This window comes from Kitasatospora sp. NPDC058218 (genome assembly GCF_042882445.1).
Lineage (GTDB): Bacteria > Actinomycetota > Actinomycetes > Streptomycetales > Streptomycetaceae > Kitasatospora.
In genome coordinates this window covers 55,903-71,957 of sequence record NZ_JBHVWC010000022.1, presented here as the reverse complement: position 1 = coordinate 71,957, position 16,055 = coordinate 55,903, and the positions used below count along the sequence as shown (strand labels likewise).

Sequence of the window (16,055 nt, the reverse complement as noted above, 5' to 3'; positions counted from 1 at the left end):
TGGCCCCGGGCGAGGGGTTAGGCTCATGATCAAGAGAGCTTCCGCGCGCGGAAGCTCACCCCCCGTCGTACGTGGCACCCCGAGGCAGGCAGCAGTGACCGAGCAGACGCGTTCACGCGTTTCGGCGTACGCGATCGCCACGATGGAGGAGCGGTTGCTGCTGACGCGGCTCTCCGACGCCTCGCCGGTCTTCCTGCCCGGCCTCTGGCACCTGCCCGGCGGCGGGATCGACCCCGGCGAGCAGCCGCAGGAGACGCTGGCGCGCGAGCTGCACGAGGAGACGGGGCTCGAACTGCGCAGCGCCCGCCTGGTGGACGCGCGGAGTTACTCGGCCCACCGGCTCGGGGTGCACTGGCACCTGGTGGGGCTGTTCTACCGCGTGGAGCTCAAGCCCGGTGCACCGGCCGTCGCCGAGGTCGACGGGTCCACCGACGGCGTCCGGTGGATGCCGCTGGCCGGCCTCACCGGGTCGATGCTGTCCCCGGCGGCGGTCGACGGCTTCGGCCTGCTCGGCGCCTGAGCGGCCCGGCCGGTTCGATCGCGGCAGCACCGGCGGCAGCACCCGGCCCCGGGGCCCCTCAGGTCGGGTAGCCGATCTCGGCGATGTCCTCGGCCGGCGCCTGCGACAGCGCGGGCGTGCCGGCGCGGGCGGGGAGGTGCCGGCGCGGCGCAGTCGTGGGGGCGCCTGCGCCGCGCCGGGGCTGGAGGGGAGGGGCGTGCGGGCTCAGAAGGCGGGGGTGTCGTTCAACTCGACGATCCGCAGATCGCTCAGGCGCACGGTGTACCAGACCTCCTGGCTGCCGCCGCCGCCCCAGTACTCCGTCAGCCGCACCGAGGCGAAGCCGTGCTGCTCCTCGACCTGCTGCCCGGACCACCGGGCCGGGACGTTCTGGGCCCGGAACACCGGGTCGGCGTCGTGCTGGGCGGCCCAGGCGTCGAGGCGGAAGTTCAGGTGCGGGGCGAGGTAGCGGTCGCGGACGGTGCGCGGGGCCTCGTCGCTCTCGCCGAGCACCGCCCGCCGGTACTCCTCGAAGAAGGTGACCACCTGATGGGCGGCGGGCGTCCCGGCCCGGACCTCCGCCCGGGACGAGCCGGGTGTGTCGGTGGGCAGGGCGAAGGCGGCCTGGGCGGGGGCGGCCGGGCCGCCGACCGCCAGGAGGGCGGCGAAGGCGGCGCCGGCCAGAACGGTGCGCAAGGCATCAGTACGAATCATGGGGGAATTCCATCATTCGTCGACGAACTCCGCATATCGCCGAAAGGAGTGGTTTAGCCTATCGGCGCTGTTATTTGACGATTGATCAGCTAAAGATCGAACCCCGCCGCGCGCCCCTTGCCCGGCACGCCCGCGAAGGCCTGCGCGATCGGCAGCCAGGCCGTGGCCGTCGGGCCGGTGGCGGTCAGGGCCAGGTCCTCCCGGTGGCGGCGCTGGGTCACCAGCAGGCAGAAGTCCAGTGCCGGTCCGCTCACCCGGTCCGCCGCGTCCGCCGGCCCCCAGGCCCACGACCCGCCGTCCGGCGCGGCCAGTTCCACCCGGACCGGCAGCTGCGGCGCCGGCTGCCCGTGCAGCGTGAAGGCGAACCCCATGGTCCGCACCCCCAGGTGGGCGATGTGCCGCAGTCGCGCGGTCGGTTCGCGCACCGCGCCCAGGGTGTCCGCGACGTCCTGCCCGTGCGCCCAGGTCTCCATCAGCCGCGCGGTCGCCATCGAGGGGGCCTTCATCGGCGGCCCGAACCACGGCAGCCGCAGGTCGGCCGGTGTCGCGCCCAACGCCGCCCGCAGCCGTTCCCGGCCGGCCCGCCAGCGCGTCAGCAGCGCCGCGGGCTCCTCCGTCGCGCCGCGCGCCGCGCCCTCGTCCACCGGGTCCGCGCCGGCGGCCAGAAGTGCCCCGAACACCCGGCCGGACTCGGTGACGAAGGCCTCCGGGTCGCGTGCGGAGAGCGCGGTCCAGTCGTCGGTCCAGGCCAGGTGGGCGATCTGGTGCGCGATCGTCCACCCCTGGGCGGGGGTGTCCGCCGCCCACTCCCCGGGCGTGAGGGGGGCCACCAGGTCGTCGAGGGCCTCGCTCTCGGCCCGCAGGTCGTCGAGCAGGCCGGTCAGTACGGCCGTGGCCTCCGGCGCCGCGCCGTCCTTCGTCATGGGCGTCCTCTTCTCCTCGGTGGTGACTCGCCGGTAACCCGCGCCCGCACCCTACGTCGTGCCCGCCGGAACCACCCGGGACTCCACGGAACACGCACGTCAGGACTCTCGCCACCGGCCGCGCCGCGTGTGAGAATCGCGCGGTGACAAGGGCAGTGGACACCCCCGCCCGGGCGGCCGGCCTCCCCGGCGGGGCCGACGCCCTCGCCGTGCGCGCGGCCGAGCTGGTCCGGGACGCCGTGCTCGGCGACCTCGCCCGCCGCGTGGTGGCCGAGTGCGGCGCCGACGTCGGCCTGGTCGGCGTTCCGGAACCGGACCGGCGGAGCCGGGGCCCCGAGCGCATGGTGCTGCGCCACTGGGCCGGCACCCGGGCCGAGCTGCTGCACGATCTCGCCGTCCCCGCCGGGACCGGCCTCGGCGGCCGCGCGCTGGCCGAACGCACCCCCAGCTGGGTGCCCGACTACCGGGCCGCCACCACCATTTCGCACCACTACGACGCCGCCGTCACCGCTGAGGACCTCTACGCGATGCTCACCGTCCCGCTGCTGCACGGCGGTGCGGTGCACGGCGTGGTGTACGCGTCGCTGCGCGCGGTCGTCCCGTTCGGGGACGTCCGGATCGCCGCCGTCACCGGGCTCGCCGCGGCCGCGACCCGGGCGCTGGCCGGCGCCGCCGCCTGGAGCGGGCCACCGGCCCGGGGGCCGCACCCCGCGGGGCCGTCGACGCCGTCGGCCCCGCTCACCCGGCGCGAGCACGAGGTGCTGCGCTGGGCGGCGACCGGCCGGACCAACCCGGAGATCGCCGCCCAGCTGGGCCTCACCCGCAACACCGTGACCGGCTACCTGAAGAGCGCCATGCACAAGCTCGGCGTCCGCAACCGGACCGAACTCGCCCTGGTGGCGAGGGAGTCGGGACTCGTCAGTTGACCTGCCGGTCCCGCTCGGCCCAATAGGGCTCGCGGAGCCGGAACTTCTGCAACTTCCCGGTGGTGGTCCGCGGCAGGGTGTCCCGGAACTCCACCGAGGTGGGGGACTTGTAGCCGGCCAGCCGCTGCTTGCAGTGCGCGATGAGGTCCGCCTCCAGGACGTCGTACCCGGGCTTGAGCACGACCAGCGCCTTGACCGTCTCGCCCCACTTCTCGTCCGGGACGCCGATCACCGCGACCTCGCCCACCGACGGGTGGTCGTAGAGGCAGTCCTCCACCTCGATCGAGGAGACGTTCTCCCCGCCGCTGATGATGACGTCCTTCTTCCGGTCCGAGATGGTCAGGTAGCCGTCGGTGAGGGTGCCGCCGTCCCCGGTGTGGAACCAGTCGTCCCGGATCGCCTCCGCCGTCTCCTTCGGCTGCTGCCAGTAGCCCTCCATGACGACGTTGGCGCGGACGAGCACCTCGCCCTCGTCGTCCACCCGCACCTGGTTGCCGAGCGCCGGCGCACCCGCCTGCACCAGCTTCTCCGCCCGCTCCCCGGCGGGCAGTTCGTCCCACTCGGCGCGCTTGCGGTTGACCGTGACCACCGGCGAGGTCTCGGTCAGGCCGTAGATCTGCATGAACTCCCAGCCGAGATCGGACTCGACCCGTTGCACCACCGAGGTCGGCGGCGGGGCGCCGGCCACGATCATCCGCACCCGGTCCCGGCCCGGGACCGGCCCGTCCCAGTCGGCCGCCGCGTCCAGCACCATCTGGATCACCGCGGGCGCACCGCTGAGGAAGGTCACCCCGTGCCGCTCGACCCGGCGCAGGATCTCGGCGCCGTCCACCTTGCGCAGCACGATGTGCTGCGCGCCCAGCCCGGTGAGGGCGAACGGCAGGCCCCACCCGTTGGCGTGGAACATCGGCAGGGTGTGCAGGTAGACGTCGCGGTCACCGGCGCCGAAGTGCAGGCCCATCAGCACGGAGTTCAGCCAGATGTTGCGGTGGGTGAGCTGAACGCCCTTGGGGCGGGCGGTGGTTCCGCTGGTGTAGTTGATCGTCGCGGTGTCGTTCTCGCCGATGTCGTACCGGCGCGGCGCGCGGTCGAAGTCGTACAGCAGCGCGTCGCTCTGCGCGCCGAGCACGAACGTGTGCCGGGCCCGGACACCGGCCAACGGCTCGGCGAGCTCGGGGTCGACCAGCAGCACGGAGGCGCCGCTCTGCTCGACGATGTACGAGACCTCCTCCGCCCGCAGTCGGAAGTTCACCGGCACCAGGACCCTGCCGTGCCCGCTGACGCCGTAGAGCGAGGTCATCAGCCGCGCCGAGTTGTGCGAGACGATCGCGACCCGTTCGCCCGGCCCGACGCCCAGCCGGTCCAGCCCGGCCGCCTGTGCCCGGGCCAGCTCGGCGATCCGGCGGTAGCTCAGCTCGCCCCAGGATTCGGCGGGTTGCACCGGCTCGTCGACGATGCCGACCCGGTCGCCGTAGACCAGCTCGGCCCGGTCGAGGAAGTCCATCACGGAGAGTGGAATCTGCATGCGCCCACTGTCCCCCGCCCGGTGCCCCCTGCACACCCCCGATCGGGGGTGTCACCCGGACGTGCCGCCGGCGTCGGCCGCGCCGGCCGCCGCCAGCGCGGCGACCAGCCGGTCCCGGGCCTCGGTCTGGACGGCGATCCGGCGCTCCAGGACGGCCAGCCGCTCCCGGGCGATCCGCACCGCCCCCGCCGACGGCGGGTTGGCCAGCACGTCACCGTCCAGGCAGGACAGGAAGGGCCGGACGTCCTCCAGGGTGAACCCGGCGGCCAGCAGGGCGCGGATGTTGCGGACCCGCACGGCCGCCGACGCCTCGTACACCCGGTAGCCGTTGGCCGCGCGGGAGGAGCCGACCAGCCCGGCCCGCTCGTAGTGGCGCAGCGCCCGGGCCGTGCTGCCGGTCGCCCGGGCCAGTTCCCCGATCAGCACCGCTGCCCACCCTTCTCCCGGACCGGAGCCCGGCTCACCCGACGACGGCGCCGCCGTCCACGGGCAACACTACTCCGGTGACGAACGAGGCCTGCGGCGAGGCGAGTTGCGTGATCGCCCAGGCCACCTCGTCGGGTCGGCCGATCCGCCCGAGCGGGGTGTGGGCGATCTGCCACCGCCGGACGGCCTCCCGCTGCTCGGCGTCGAGCCCGGAGTGCTCACCGATCGGGGTCTCGATCGCCCCGGGCGCCACCGCCACCACCCGCACGCCGCGCGGCGCCAGCTCCACCGCCCAGCTGCGGGTGACCGACTCCAGCGCGGCCTTGCTCGCCGCGTACACCGCGTTGCCCGGCCAGCCCCGCTGGCCCACCGACGTGGTGACGTTGACGATGACGCCCCGGCTCGCCTCCAGCGGCGCCAGGGCGGCCTGCCCGAGCAGGACGGCGGCGGTCAGATTGGTCGCGAGCTGCGTCGCGATCGCGTCCCCGGTGAGCGTGCCGAGGGCGCCGCCGCGGACGATCCCGGCGTTGTTCACCAGGACGTCCAGCCGTCCGTACCGGTCCAGCACCTCGCGCACGATCGCCTCGGGGGCGTCGGCGCCGGTGATGTCCGCGACCAGCGGGTGGATCCGCCCGGGGGCGCTCCGCGCGGTCCGTGCCAGCGGCTCGGGCCGCCGCCCGACCGCCACCACCTCGACCTCCGGTCCCTGTGCCGCGAAGGCCTGCGCGGTGGCCCGGCCGATCCCCGTCCCGGCGCCGGTGACCAGCACGATGCGGGGGGCCTGCTGCTGCGTGTGCTCGTTCATGCCGCCCAGCCTCCGACCCTGCCGCCAGTGGCAGGGTCAAGTCACACCGGGGCAGGGCGGGGAACGCCCGCCTCCGCTTGCTGTGCCGGGCGCGAACAGGGCCCGGCCGCGGGCGGTCACGGGCGGTCGGACTGCTAGGAAGGTGCCACCGCACTCGAACGGGGAGAGACACGCATGAGCGACGAACGGCCCGAGAGCCTGTACGACGCCCTGGGGGGCATGGAGGCGCTCCGCCGCCTCAGCAACACCTTCTACGAGGGTGTCCTGGCCGACCCGGTGCTGAGGCCCGTCTTCGCGAACTTCACCACCACCCACATCGAACACGTCGCCGTCTGGCTGGCCGAGATCTTCGGCGGCCCGGCCCGCTTCACCGCCGAACTCGGCGGGCACCAGTCGCTGCTCCGCTCGCACCTCGGCCTCGCCATCACCGAGGAGCAGCGCGGGCGTTGGATGGAGCTGATGGGCGCGGCCGTGCAGCGGGAGCTGCCCGACGACGAACTGCTGCGCCGCCGGGTGCTGGAGTACTTCGACTGGGGCACGAAGATCGCCAAGGACGTCTCGGCGGCACCCGTCGGCGAGGACCTCGGTGACCCGGGCCCGACGCCGCGCTGGGGCTGGGAGGGCCTGCGGTGACGGTCGCCGCCGAACTCCCCACCGCCGCGGGCCTGCTGCTGCGCCCGTTCCGGGACGAGGACGCGGCCGCCCTGGTCGAGATCTACCGGGACGAGACGCTGCGCCGCTTCACCCGCATCCCGCTGACGGACCTGGCCGAGGCGGCCCGCTGGCTGGACCTGCAGTACCGGGGCCGGGCGGAGGGCGAGCGGTACAGCTTCGCGGTCCTGGAGCCGCTCGGCGAGCCCGCCTCCGGGTCCGCCGCCGAGGACGGCCCCGCCCGGCTGGTCGCCAACGTGGTGCTCAAGCGCGGCACGCCCGGCGCGGCGACGGCCGAGGTGGGCTACTGGACGGCGGCCGCCGCACGCGGCCGGGGCGTGGCCCCGCGCGCGCTGGAGGCGCTCACCCGCTGGGCGTTCGCGGCCTTCGCGGCGGACGGGCTGGTCCGGCTCGACCTTCTCCACCAGGTGGACAACGCGGCCTCCTGCCGGGTGGCCGAGAAGACCGGCTACCACTTCGACGGCCTCCTCCGGGCCGTGCCGCCGGAGTACCCCCTGGACGGCCACCTGCACAGCCGCGCGGCGCCGCCGGCCGGCGGCGACCGGGCGTAGGCCCGGCCCAAAGGAGTGGACGGAGGACAAAGGGGCAGGCCAGAGTGATCACATGGCTTCTCTTGTACGACATGTGACGATCGACTGCGCCGACCCCTTCGAGCTCGCCGAGTTCTGGGCGAAGGTGCTGGACAGCTCGGTCAGCGAGGACGACAACCCGGGGGACCCGGAGGCGCTGGTGGAGTCGCCGGGCGCCGCGCTGCTGTTCATCCGGGTGCCCGAGGGCAAGGCGGCGAAGAACCGCGTCCACCTGGACCTCCAGCCGCAGGACCGCAACCGGGACGAGGAGGTCGAGCGCCTGCTGGCACTGGGCGCCACCGTCGTGGGCGACCACCGGACCTCGGACGGCAAGGGCTGGGTGACCATGGCGGACATCGAGGGCAACGAGTTCTGCGTCGAGCGCAGCGCCGCCGAGCGGATCGCCACCTCCTGACCGGCCGCCACGTCCGGACCGGCACCTCCCGACCGCCTCCCGGGCGCCGGTCACCCCTCGGGCACGGCCGCCCGCCAGGCCCAGGAGGTCCTGCGCGGGCGGCCGTTCAGCTCGCCGCGCCCGGTGCACCAGAGCAGGACGGCCGCGGGCTCGCCGGCCGGCGCGTCTGGGAAGAGCCGTTCCAGCACCGCCGCGCAGAGCCCGGCCGGCGGCCGCCAGAGCAGGCCGAGCCCGAGGGCGAGGTCATGGGTGTGCAGCAGCAGCTCGGCCACCCCCATCGCGGCGAAGCCGGGCGGGTCGCAGGGCCCGTAGTGCCAGGCCCGCAGGTCGGGCGGTGCGGTGTCCAGCGCGGTGGCCAGCAGGTGCCCGCAGGCCGTCACCACCGTCAGCACCTCGGCCGGCCCGGCCTCGGCCCGCACGGTGAGGTCGAACGGCAGGTACCCGTCGGCGGGCCGGGCGGCGAGCTGGCCGGCGTACCCGAGCAGGTCGTGCGCGATGTGGGCGGCGGTCTCCCGGCAGCTCCACTCCAGCGGTCCGGCCGGTGCCGCCCAGGCCCGGCCGTCGTCGGTGTGCGGGCCGAGCGTGCGCCGCAGTTCGCCGAGCGCGGCCCGGACGTCGTCACCGTTCATTCCGGCAGCCTCTCATCCGCCGGGCGCGACCAGCCCCGTCTCGTAGGCGAGGACGACGGCCTGGGCCCGGTCGCGCAGGGTCAGCTTGGCGAAGATCCGGGCGACGTGGGTCTTCACCGTCGCCTCGCTGAGCGTCAGTTCCCCGGCCAGTTCGGCGTTGGAGAGGCCCCGGCCCATGAGCGTCAGCACCTCGCGCTCGCGCGGCGTCAGGACGGCCAGGTCCCGGTGGACGGCCGGGGTCGCGGAGGGCGCGCCGGCGCTCGGGGCGGCGGAGGAGAAGCGTTCCACCAGGCGGCGGGTGATCGAGGGCGCGAGCAGGGCGTCACCGGTGTTGACCAGGTGGACGGCGGCGGCCAGGTGCGCGGGGGTGACGTCCTTGAGCAGGAATCCGCTGGCTCCGGCGGCGAGGGCGGCGTAGACGTAGTGGTCGAGGTCGAAGGTGGTCAGCATGATCACCCGGCAGTCCGGGGACTGCGCGAGTATGCGGCGGGCGGCCTCCAGGCCGTCCATGACGGGCATGCGGATGTCCATCAGGACGACGTCGGGCCGCAGCCTGCGCGCGGCGGCCACGGCCTCGGCCCCGTCGCCGGCCTCGCCCACCACGTCGATGCCGCGCGCGGTGAGGATCAGGCGGAAGCCGGTGCGGACCAGCTCCTGGTCGTCGGCGATCACGACCCGGGGCGCGGGGTCGGTGGGCGTCGTCACGGCCGGTCCAGGGGGATCCGGGCCCGGACGCGGTAGCCGCCGCCGAGGCGGCGGCGGGCGTCCAGATCGCCGCCGTAGACGGCGACCCGCTCCCGCAGGCCGAGCAGCCCGCGGCCCGTTCCGTCCGCCTTGCCCCGGGCCGGCTCCGTCGCCGGCCGGCCGCCCGACAGGACGCTCGGCCCGCTGTTCAGCACCTCGACCCGCAGGTGGTTGTCCGCGTATCGCACCGTCACCTCGGCTTTCGCTCCGTCCCCGTGTTTGAGGGCATTGGTCAGGGCCTCCTGAATGATCCGATAGGCGGTGACGTCGACCCCGGTCGGCAGCGGGCGCGGCTCGCCCGAGACGCGCATCTCGACGGGCAGGCCGGCGAAGGCGATCCGGTCGATCAGCGGGCTGAGCCGGCTCAGGCTCGGCTGCGGTGACAGGTCGACGTCGTAGGGCTCGTCGTCGCCGTTCTGCGCGGGTGCGAGCAGGCCGAGCAGGTGCCGCAGCTCGGTCATCGTGGTGCGGCCGGCGGTCTCGACGGCGCTCATCGCCGCAGCGGCCTCCGCGGGCATCGTGGCCAGCACCTCGCGGGCGGCCCCGGCCTGGACCACCATGAGGCTCACGTTGTGGCTGACGATGTCGTGGAGTTCGGCGGCGATCCTGGCCCGCTCGGCGTCGACCGCCGTCCGCGTCGCGCTCTCGCGCTCCCGCTCCAGCAGCCAGCCGCGCTCCTCGATGGCCGTCCGGTGCAGCCGCCGCGCCCGTGCCGCCGCCACGCCGAGCCACCCGGCGGCGGCGACTGCCGCCACCAGGGCGATGACCAGCCAGATCGTCCAGGATTCCCACACGTGATCATCTTCGCAGCCGGACGGGGCGCCCCGCACCATCCCGGGGATGCAGCCCCGTACATCCCCGGGATGACCTGCCCGGACGGATACATCCGGTGGGTGACGCCCCGTCCACCGGAGCCGCCATAGGTTTCGAGCCATGACGACTGATCATGGAAACGACCGGCCCGTGGTGGTGCGGTTGGACGGCGTGCACAAGGAGTACGGCGACGCGAAGGCCCTGGACGGCCTGTCGCTGGAGATCAGGGCGGGGGACGCGGTGGCCGTGATGGGGCCCTCCGGCTGCGGGAAGTCCACCCTGCTCAACATGGTGGCCGGGCTGGACCGGCCGACCTCCGGCACGGTCGAGGTGCAGGGCCACGACCTCGGGAGGCTGAACGAGACCGGCCTGGCGCTGTTCCGGCGGCGCAACGTCGGCATGATCTTCCAGTTCTTCAACCTCATCGACGACCTGCCCGTGCTGGACAACGTGGCGCTGGCCGCGCAGCTCACCGGCACCCCGGCCCGGCAGGCCCGCCGCCGCGCCCTGGAGCTCCTCGACGAACTCGGTGTCGCCGAACGCCGGAACAACTATCCGGCGACCCTGAGCGGCGGCGAGCGGCAGCGGGTGGCCGTGGCGAGGGCCCTGATGAACCGGCCCGCACTGCTGCTCGCCGACGAGCCGACCGGCGCCCTCGACAGCCGGTCGGGCGAGCAGGTGATGGACCTGCTGATCGACCTGAACCAGATCGGCCAGACCCTGTTGATCGTCACCCACGACCCGCAGCTGGCCACCCGCTGCGCCAGCCGGTTGATCGAAGTGGCCGACGGCCGGGTCGGTCGCGAGAGCGTACTGGAGGCGAGCGCGTGAGCGCCGTGTGGAGGGCCTCGCGCGCGGCCGTGAAGCGCCGCCGGCTCCAGACCTTCGTGATCGGGCTCGTCGTGTTCTGCTCGACCACGACCGTCCTGCTCGCGCTGGCCCTGATCGGTGTCGCGTCGAGCCCCTTCGACAAGGCCTTCGCCGAGCAGCGCGGGGCCCATGCGGTGGCGACCTTCGACACCACTCAGGTCTCGCCGGAGCAGTTGGCGCGGACCGCCCGGCAACCCGGGGTGGAGGCCGCGGCCGGGCCCTTCGGGCAGGCCGTCGTCGACATCCCCGAGGACTGGCTCTGGATGGCCGGCGGCACCCTCACGGTGGTGGGCCGGGCCGATCCGGCGGGACCGGTGGACCGGATCGAGCTGCTGGAGGGCCACTGGGCCACCGCGCCCGGGGAGATCGTCGTCAACTGGTCCGTCCAGGGTTCCCCCGGAACGAAACTGCTGGGCACCAGGCTGGAGACGCCCGGGGGGCCGACGCTGACCGTCGTCGGCTTCGCCACCAGCATGAGCAGGTCGGCGAGCGCCTGGGTCACCCCCGAGCAGATGGCCGAACTGCACCCGTCCGCGGCTCAGATGCTCTACCGCTTCACGGAGTCCTCGACGCAGGCCCGGCTGAGCGCCGGGCTGGCCGCGGCCACCGCGGGGCTGCCCGCGCAGGCGCTGACCGGCGCTCAGACCTGGCTCGACCTCAAGCAGGCCTTCTCGGCACTGGTCGACTCCTACCTCCCCTTCATGACGCTCTTCGGCGTCCTCGGTCTGCTGGTCTCCACCCTGATCGTCGGCAACGTGGTCAGCGGCGCGGTCGTCTCCGGGTACCGGCACATCGGGGTGCTCAAGGCCCTGGGCTTCACCCCGAACCAGGTCGTCGCCGTCTACCTGACGATGCTCTCGGTGCCGGCCGTGGCGGGCTGCGTGCTGGGCACGGTGGCCGGCAACGCGCTGGCCGGGCCGATCCTGAAGGTCGTGTTCACCGGTATCGACGTGGGCCGGGCCTCGGTCGGCGGCGTCAGCCCGTGGGTGTCCGTGGCCTGCCTCCTGGGCATGCCCGCCCTCGTCCTGCTGGCCGCGCTGGTCCCCGCCCTGCGGGCCCACCGGCTGCCCGCCGCGCAGGCGATCAGCGCGGGCGGCGCGCCGAGGACCGGGCGCGGGCTGCGCGTCCAGCGGATGCTCGGCGGCACCCGGCTGCCGCGCCCGGTCAGCCTGGGGCTGGGCCAGCCGTTCGCCCGCCCCGCCCGCACGCTGCTGACCCTGGCGGCGATCGTGCTCGGGGTCACCACGGTGACCCTGTCGACCGGACTGACCAGCACCATGGTGGCCTTCGGCAACGTCGGGAAGGAGGACGGCGGCGCCAGGATCCAGGTGCAGACCGGGGGACCGGACAACGGCCGGCCGGCCCCCCTGCTCGACGACCGGCAGATCGAGGAACGGCTGCGCTCCCTCCCGGGCGCGGACGGGGTGCGGGCCCGCGCGCTGGCCCAGGCGGGCATGACCGGGCAGAGCCAGCCCGTCTTCGCCGATTTCTACCGCGGGGACGACTCCTCGTACGCCCGCGTGATCGTCGAGGGCCGTGCGCCGGCCGCGGCGGGCGAGGCCGTGGCCGGGCCGTCGTTCCTGACCCAGCGCGGGTTGGACGTCGGTGACCGGGTCGCGCTGGAGCTGAACGGCAGGCAGGTCCAGGTGACCATCGTGGGCCGGCTCATCGAGGGCAACGCCCGGGCCCTGGAGGCCTCGTGGCAGACCCTCGACCGGCTCGCACCGCAGGCCCGCGCCACCGAGTACACGGTACGGCTCGCCCCCGGGGCCGACGCGCGCGCCTACGCCGAGGCGGTCGGGGCGATCGACCCGGGCCTGAGCGCCTCGGTGCTGGACGCGGGGAACGCCGGCACCACCACCGTCATCACCTTCTCGACGGTGTTCACGGTGCTGCTGACCCTCGTCGCGTCGCTCGGTGTCTTCAACACCGTCCTCCTGAACACCCGCGAACGGCGCCGGGACCTGGGCATGCTCAAGTCGATCGGGATGACCCCCCGGCAGGTGGTGGTGATGACCGTGACCTCGGTCGCCGGGCTGGGCGCGGTCGGCGGGTTGCTCGGCATCCCGCTCGGGATCGTGGCGCACCGCTTCGTGGTGGAGAACGTCGGGGTGGTCGACTTCCCCGAGTACATGAAGGACGTGTGGCACGCGCCGCAGCTGGTCGCGATGCTCCTGGCGGGTGTGGCGATCGCCGTCCTCGGCGCCCTCGTCCCGGCCCGGTCGGCGGCCCGGACGACCATCGCCTCGGTGCTGCACACCGAGTAGCCCGCCCGTCGGCACGGCGTTCGGATCCGGCCCGGGACAGCGGCGGCGACGCGTGCGTCCGGGCCGGTCGGGTGGGCGGGCCGGTGGCGGCGCCGGTCAGCCGAGCTGGATCGAGCGCTTCGCCAGGCCCATCCAGAACCCGTCGATCACGCTGCGCTGGCTGCCCAGGTCGGCCTCGCCGGCACCGAGGGTGACGAACAGCGGGGCGAAGTGCTCGGTGCGCGGGTGGGCGAGCCGCCCGGCCGGGGCCTTCTGCTCGAAGTCGAGCAGCGCGTCCAGGTCCTGGGCCGCCAGGGCGCGGCGGCCCCAGTCGTCGAACTCGGCCATCACCGAGCTGATCCGGCCGTCGGAGCTGAGCGCCCGCAGGTTGTGGGTGAAGAAGCCGCTGCCGACGATCAGCACGCCCTCGTCGCGCAGCGGGGCGAGCCGGCGGCCGATCTCCAGCAGTCGCTGCGGGTCGAGGGTGGGCATGGAGACCTGGAGGACGGGGACGTCCGCTTCGGGGAACATCTCCACCAGCGGCACGTAGGCGCCGTGGTCCAGGCCGCGGTCGGGGATGTCCTGGACGGGCGTGCCGGGGGCGCGCAGCAGTTTGCGGACGCGCTCGGCGAGTTCGGGGGCGCCGGGGGCGGCGTACCGCACCCGGTAGTAGTGCTCGGGGAAGCCCCAGAAGTCGTAGACCAGCGGCACGGTGGTGACGGCGCCGAGGGCCAGCGGGGCCTCCTCCCAGTGGGCGGAGACCATCAGGATCGCCTTGGGCCGGGGCAGGTCGGCGGACCAGGCGGCCAGCTGACCGGGCCAGAGCGCGTCGTCGGCGAGCGGCGGCGCACCGTGCGAGAGGTAGAGGGCGGGCATGCGCTCGGGGGTGGCGGTGCTCATGACGGCTTCTCTCGCTTCCGATTCGTTCGACGCGTCCGGTCGGTCCCGTTCAACGCGTCCAGCCGGTCCGACGCGCTTTCAAAGTAGTTCAATTTTGAACCTCGATACATCGACCGTACACCTTGGTTCGAATTTGAACAACAGGAGTAGGCTTCTCCCATGGCCTCCATGAACGAACCGCGCTGGCTGGACCACGACGAGATGGCCGCCTGGCGGGGCTTCGTCACCGCGAGCAACCTCCTCAACCGCCGGCTGGAACGCCAGCTCAAGGAGGACTCCGGCCTCTCGCACACCCAGTACGAGATCCTGGTGCACCTCTCCGCCGCCCCGGCCGGCTCGCTGCGGATGACCGAACTGGCCGAGAAGCTGGTCACCTCCAAGAGCGGACTGACCTACCAGGTCACCCAGCTGGAGCGGATGGGCCTGGTCGGCCGCCGCTCCTGTCCGAGCGACGTCCGCGGCGTCTTCGCCGAACTCACCGACCAGGGCCGCGACATGCTGCGCCAGGCCGCGCCCGGCCATGTCGCCCTGGTGCGCGAGCTGCTGATCGACGTGCTCAGCCGCGAGCAGCTCGCCGTCCTGGCCGAGGGCCTCGGCGAGGTCAGTGCCCGGCTGCGCCTCGACGACGGGGCCTGACCGGCGCACCGGCCGCCGCCGCCCGCTCCAGCAGCAGCTCGCGCTCCCGCGCGTTGCGGGCCAGCTCCGCCGCCCGCTCGAACTCCGCCCGGGCCTCCTCGGCCCGCCCGAGCCGCGCCAGCAGGTCGCCGCGCACGCTCGGCAGCAGGTGGTACGCCCGCAGGGCCGGCTCCGCCGCCAGCGCGTCCACCAGCTCCAGTGCGGCCGCCGGCCCCTGGGCCATCGAGACGGCGACCGCCCGGTTCAGCTCCACCACCGGGGACGGCGTCAGCGCCGCCAGGCGCCCGTACAGCGTGGCGATCATCGCCCAGTCGGTGTCCTGGTAGCGCGCCGCCTGCGCGTGGCAGGCGGCGATCGCGGCCTGGAGCGCGTACGGCCCGGTCCCGGCCCGCCGCAGCGCCGCGAAGCCGCGCCGGATCAGCAGCCGGTCCCAGCGGGCGCGGTTCTGGTCGGCCAGCAGCACCGGCTCCCCGTCGGGCCCGGTGCGGGCCGCCGTCCGGGACGCCTGGAACTCCAGCAGGGCGGCCAGGCCGTGGACTTCCGGCTCCTGCGGGGCCAGCCCGGCGAGCACCCGGGCCAGCCGCAACGCGTCCTCGCAGAGCGCCGGCCGGAGCAGGTCGTCGCCGGCCGTGGCCGCGTAGCCCTCGTTGAAGATCAGGTAGATGACCTCCAGGACGGAGGAGAGCCGGGCCGACCGGTCCTCGCCGTACGGGACCTCGAACGGCACCCGCGCGGTGGCGAGCGTCCGCTTGGCCCGGACGATCCGCTGCGCCACGGCCGGCTCGGCGGCGAGGAACGCCCGGGCGATCTCCTGGGTGGTGAGCCCGCCCACCAGCCGCAGGGTGAGTGCGATCCGGGCCTGCGCCGACAGCACGGGGTGGCAGGCGGTGAAGATCAGCCGCAGCAGGTCGTCGTCGATGTCGTCCGGCCCGGCCGGCTCCGGCGGCGGCACGTCCTCCAGGGTCCGCCCGACCTCCGCGAGCTTGCGCGCGTACGTCTCCTTGCGGCGGACCAGGTCGATCGCGCGGTGCTTGGCGGTCGTCATCAGCCAGGCGCCCGGCCGGTCCGGGACGCCCTGCTCGGGCCACTGCTCCAGCGCGGCGACCAGCGCGTCCTGCGCGAGTTCCTCGGCGATGCCCACGTCCCGCACGATGCGGGTGACACCGGCGATGATCCGCGCGGACTCGATCCTGAACACGGCCTCGACCGCCGCGGTCGCGCTGCTCTCCGTCACGGCCACCCATCAGAGCAGCCGTACGGGATCGGGGCAAACGCGGCCGCGACGGCCGGGCCGGTGCCGCGGGCGGAGCCCCGGTGACCGGAGCTGCCGGGCTCCGGCGACCAGGGTTCCCGGGCTCCGGGGATCAAGCCTCCGGCGGGGTGGTGTTCCCGTCGATCTGACGCAGCTCGGCGCCGACCTTCCAGCTCTCCGGGTGGATCTCCAGGAACCGCTTGGTCCACTCGACCGCCTCGGCCTTGTCCTTGCACTGCATGATGGCGTAGCCGCCGACGACCTCCTTGGTCTCGGTGAACGGCCCGTCGGTGAAGCTCAGCTTCCCGCCCTCCCAGGTGATCCGGGTGCCCTCGGCGGTCGGCAGCAGTCCGGCGGTGTCCAGCATCACCCCGGCTTTGGTGATCTCCTCGAACAGTGCCCCCATCCGCTGCTCGAACTCCGGGCCCGCCGACTGCATGTCCGGGGCGTCCTGCTCGTCGATACGGATCAGCGACATAAAGCGCGGCATG

19 protein-coding genes are annotated in these 16,055 nt (G+C 74.2%); 8 read left to right on the top strand and 11 right to left on the bottom strand.

Annotated features, from left to right (window positions below; all coding sequences use genetic code 11):
- Positions 1 to 94 precede the first annotated feature (94 nt).
- Entirely contained in the window at positions 95 to 520 is a 426-nt protein-coding gene (locus ACFVYI_RS16205; protein WP_387885646.1) for an NUDIX domain-containing protein, read from the top strand.
- A 204-nt stretch (positions 521 to 724) separates the two neighbouring features.
- Here ACFVYI_RS16205 and ACFVYI_RS16200 read toward each other — a convergent pair whose 3' ends face one another.
- Together ACFVYI_RS16200 and ACFVYI_RS16195 are read right to left on the bottom strand one after the other, a co-directional pair.
- Complete coding sequence (locus ACFVYI_RS16200) at positions 725 to 1,213, bottom strand: hypothetical protein (protein ID WP_387885643.1); 489 nt, start codon at positions 1,211 to 1,213, stop codon at positions 725 to 727.
- A gap of 89 nt (positions 1,214 to 1,302) precedes the next feature.
- Positions 1,303 to 2,136, bottom strand: a complete 834-nt coding sequence (locus tag ACFVYI_RS16195) for a TIGR03084 family metal-binding protein (RefSeq protein ID WP_387885640.1) — start codon at positions 2,134 to 2,136, stop codon at positions 1,303 to 1,305.
- Between the two features lie 143 nt (positions 2,137 to 2,279).
- Between ACFVYI_RS16195 and ACFVYI_RS16190 the strand changes: the two genes are divergently transcribed.
- A complete protein-coding gene (locus ACFVYI_RS16190) occupies positions 2,280 to 3,062 on the top strand; it encodes a LuxR C-terminal-related transcriptional regulator (RefSeq protein WP_387885637.1) in 783 nt (260 codons plus the stop codon).
- On the opposite strand, the gene ACFVYI_RS16185 is transcribed toward ACFVYI_RS16190, so the two are convergent.
- From ACFVYI_RS16185 to ACFVYI_RS16175, 3 genes are read right to left on the bottom strand one after another with little or no spacing between them, the layout of a single operon-like run.
- Positions 3,055 to 4,587: an AMP-binding protein gene (locus ACFVYI_RS16185; RefSeq protein WP_387885634.1), complete on the bottom strand. Its 1,533-nt coding sequence runs from the start codon at positions 4,585 to 4,587 to the stop codon at positions 3,055 to 3,057. The two genes, ACFVYI_RS16190 and ACFVYI_RS16185, sit on opposite strands and share 8 nt — an antisense overlap.
- 51 nt (positions 4,588 to 4,638) lie before the next feature.
- Positions 4,639 to 5,013 (bottom strand): MerR family transcriptional regulator, encoded by a 375-nt coding sequence (locus ACFVYI_RS16180; RefSeq protein ID WP_387885632.1) that lies wholly within the window; start codon positions 5,011 to 5,013, stop codon positions 4,639 to 4,641.
- 34 nt (positions 5,014 to 5,047) lie between these two features.
- Positions 5,048 to 5,818: an SDR family NAD(P)-dependent oxidoreductase gene (locus ACFVYI_RS16175; RefSeq protein WP_387885630.1), complete on the bottom strand. Its 771-nt coding sequence runs from the start codon at positions 5,816 to 5,818 to the stop codon at positions 5,048 to 5,050.
- A 174-nt stretch (positions 5,819 to 5,992) separates the two neighbouring features.
- On the opposite strand from ACFVYI_RS16175, the gene ACFVYI_RS16170 reads away from it, so the two are divergent.
- The 3 genes from ACFVYI_RS16170 to ACFVYI_RS16160 are packed head-to-tail and all read left to right on the top strand — an operon-like array spanning position 5,993 to position 7,474.
- On the top strand, positions 5,993 to 6,451 hold the full coding sequence (locus ACFVYI_RS16170; RefSeq protein WP_387885627.1) for a group II truncated hemoglobin: 459 nt from the start codon (positions 5,993 to 5,995) through the stop codon (positions 6,449 to 6,451).
- Positions 6,448 to 7,041 (top strand): GNAT family N-acetyltransferase, encoded by a 594-nt coding sequence (locus ACFVYI_RS16165; protein WP_387885625.1) that lies wholly within the window; start codon positions 6,448 to 6,450, stop codon positions 7,039 to 7,041. The genes ACFVYI_RS16170 and ACFVYI_RS16165 overlap by 4 nt, the downstream gene beginning before the upstream one ends.
- Positions 7,042 to 7,093: 52 nt before the next feature.
- Complete coding sequence (locus ACFVYI_RS16160; RefSeq protein ID WP_387885623.1) at positions 7,094 to 7,474, top strand: VOC family protein; 381 nt, start codon at positions 7,094 to 7,096, stop codon at positions 7,472 to 7,474.
- A gap of 50 nt (positions 7,475 to 7,524) precedes the next feature.
- On the opposite strand, the gene ACFVYI_RS16155 is transcribed toward ACFVYI_RS16160, so the two are convergent.
- Genes ACFVYI_RS16155 through ACFVYI_RS16145 form a run of 3 tightly spaced genes read right to left on the bottom strand, consistent with a single transcriptional unit; the run spans position 7,525 to position 9,641 of the window.
- Positions 7,525 to 8,103, bottom strand: coding sequence for a maleylpyruvate isomerase N-terminal domain-containing protein (locus ACFVYI_RS16155; protein ID WP_387885621.1), 579 nt, complete (start codon positions 8,101 to 8,103; stop codon positions 7,525 to 7,527).
- Between the two features lie 12 nt (positions 8,104 to 8,115).
- Positions 8,116 to 8,808 (bottom strand): response regulator, encoded by a 693-nt coding sequence (locus ACFVYI_RS16150; RefSeq protein WP_387885619.1) that lies wholly within the window; start codon positions 8,806 to 8,808, stop codon positions 8,116 to 8,118.
- Entirely contained in the window at positions 8,805 to 9,641 is an 837-nt protein-coding gene (locus tag ACFVYI_RS16145) for a sensor histidine kinase (protein ID WP_387885617.1), read from the bottom strand. Before ACFVYI_RS16145 ends, ACFVYI_RS16150 begins: the two co-directional genes overlap by 4 nt.
- Positions 9,642 to 9,780: 139 nt before the next feature.
- Between ACFVYI_RS16145 and ACFVYI_RS16140 the strand changes: the two genes are divergently transcribed.
- Positions 9,781 to 10,491 carry an ABC transporter ATP-binding protein gene (locus tag ACFVYI_RS16140; RefSeq protein ID WP_387885615.1) on the top strand — a complete coding sequence of 237 codons (711 nt, stop codon included), beginning with the start codon at positions 9,781 to 9,783 and terminating at the stop codon, positions 10,489 to 10,491.
- Positions 10,488 to 12,797 carry an FtsX-like permease family protein gene (locus ACFVYI_RS16135; RefSeq protein WP_387885613.1) on the top strand — a complete coding sequence of 770 codons (2,310 nt, stop codon included), beginning with the start codon at positions 10,488 to 10,490 and terminating at the stop codon, positions 12,795 to 12,797. Before ACFVYI_RS16140 ends, ACFVYI_RS16135 begins: the two co-directional genes overlap by 4 nt.
- Positions 12,798 to 12,893: 96 nt before the next feature.
- Here the strand turns inward: ACFVYI_RS16135 and ACFVYI_RS16130 are convergent, their stop codons facing one another.
- Positions 12,894 to 13,676, bottom strand: a complete 783-nt coding sequence (locus tag ACFVYI_RS16130; protein WP_387885611.1) for a dioxygenase — start codon at positions 13,674 to 13,676, stop codon at positions 12,894 to 12,896.
- Between the two features lie 168 nt (positions 13,677 to 13,844).
- On the opposite strand from ACFVYI_RS16130, the gene ACFVYI_RS16125 reads away from it, so the two are divergent.
- Positions 13,845 to 14,312 carry a MarR family transcriptional regulator gene (locus ACFVYI_RS16125; protein WP_360629923.1) on the top strand — a complete coding sequence of 156 codons (468 nt, stop codon included), beginning with the start codon at positions 13,845 to 13,847 and terminating at the stop codon, positions 14,310 to 14,312.
- Here the strand turns inward: ACFVYI_RS16125 and ACFVYI_RS16120 are convergent.
- Positions 14,278 to 15,552: an RNA polymerase sigma factor gene (locus ACFVYI_RS16120; RefSeq protein ID WP_387885608.1), complete on the bottom strand. Its 1,275-nt coding sequence runs from the start codon at positions 15,550 to 15,552 to the stop codon at positions 14,278 to 14,280. The two genes, ACFVYI_RS16125 and ACFVYI_RS16120, sit on opposite strands and share 35 nt — an antisense overlap.
- Positions 15,553 to 15,676: 124 nt before the next feature.
- Complete coding sequence (locus ACFVYI_RS16115) at positions 15,677 to 16,054, bottom strand: YciI family protein (protein WP_387885606.1); 378 nt, start codon at positions 16,052 to 16,054, stop codon at positions 15,677 to 15,679.
- Between the last annotated feature and the right edge of the window lies 1 nt (position 16,055).